We start from the raw sequence: 1,299 nt of genomic DNA on the forward strand, positions 1-1,299 counted from the left end.
GGTCCTGGTACGGCGCGAGTTCCCGGACGGAGTCCAGAGTGGTCATGCCAGCACTTCGGCGTCGAACAGCGCGTTGCGGCGGACCAGGTCCACCAGGTCGTCGATGCCCTCGCCGGTCTTGCAGTTGGTGAACACGAACGGCTTGCCGCCGCGCATCAGCTCGGCGTCGCGGGCCATCACGTCCAGGTCGGCGTCGACGTACGGGGCCAGGTCGGTCTTGTTGATCACGAGGATGTCGGACTTGGAGATGCCCGGACCGTTCTTGCGCGGGATCTTGTCGCCGGCCGCCACGTCGATCACGTAGATGAAGTAGTCGACGAGCGCGGGGCTGAACGTGAGCGTGAGGTTGTCCCCGCCGCTCTCGATGAGCACGACGTCGCTGTCCGGGAACCGCGCCTCCATGTCCTCCACCGCCGCGAGGTTCATGCTGGGGTCCTCGCGGACGGCGGTGTGCGGGCAGGCGCCGGTCTCCACGCCGACGATGCGCTCCTCCACCAGTACGCCGGTCAGGGCGCGGCGGACGTGCTTGGCGTCCTCGGTGGTGACCACGTCGTTGGTGATGACCAGGATGCGCAGGCCCTGCTCGACCAGGCGGGGCACGACGGCCTCGATGATGGCCGTCTTGCCGCTGCCCACCGGGCCGCCGACGCCGATCCGACTCGCTGATTTCATTTTCGAAGAAGCCCTTCAGGTGGGTGAGCGCTCAGCTCATGAACATGCGTACGTGTGCGTGCTGGTGCGCGCCGGCCAGCACGTCGTGGTGCGGCGCGAAGCTCTGCATGTCGTCCAGCCCGGCGGTGCGCACCTCCTCGTAGTCCTCGCCGACCCGCTCGTTCACCGCGAAGAGGATCGACTGGGTGTCGAGGTGGTCCACCCGCATCAGCCGGACCGCCGCGCCGAGCACCATGGAGGCCGCGCCGTACTGGTGGGCGGCGAACGCGTCCGCCTCGCCCACGCCGAGTTCGGCGAAGAGCACGCCGAGCGCGACCGGGTAGGTGACCGGGACGCCGCCGCCGCTCTCCGCGACGCGCTTGCGCAGCAGGGACTCCCCCACCACCCGTTCGGCGGCCTCGGCCAGCTTGCGCCCCATGCGGACGGTCATCGTCCGCGTCTCCTCGTTGATCTTGCGCAGGTGTACGGCCTCGTCGGCCGCCCGGATCCGGTCAAGGTCACCGGCACGCGCGGCGCGGTGCGCCACGAGCAGCGCCACCCCGTCACCGGTGGCGGCGGCACGGGTGACCGTCCGCACGAACTCCTGCAACGTGGTCCGGTCGTGCACCGCGCCGTGCTCGACCGCCG

At 70.1% G+C, this 1,299-nt stretch carries 2 protein-coding genes; both read right to left on the reverse strand.

Features of this window, described 5'->3' with window-relative positions; genetic code table 11:
• Positions 1-42: 42 nt before the first annotated feature.
• The gene (gene ureG / locus AB0L34_RS33975) at positions 43-672 is read right to left on the reverse strand and encodes an urease accessory protein UreG (protein WP_013287653.1); all 630 of its coding nucleotides are present in this window, start codon (positions 670-672) and stop codon (positions 43-45) included.
• A 31-nt stretch (positions 673-703) separates the two neighbouring features.
• Positions 704-1,299: urease accessory UreF family protein (locus AB0L34_RS33980; protein ID WP_363709775.1), on the reverse strand; the 596-nt coding region annotated here is incomplete at its 5' end.

The organism is Micromonospora sp. NPDC052213, assembly GCF_040679695.1.
GTDB lineage: Bacteria > Actinomycetota > Actinomycetes > Mycobacteriales > Micromonosporaceae > Micromonospora.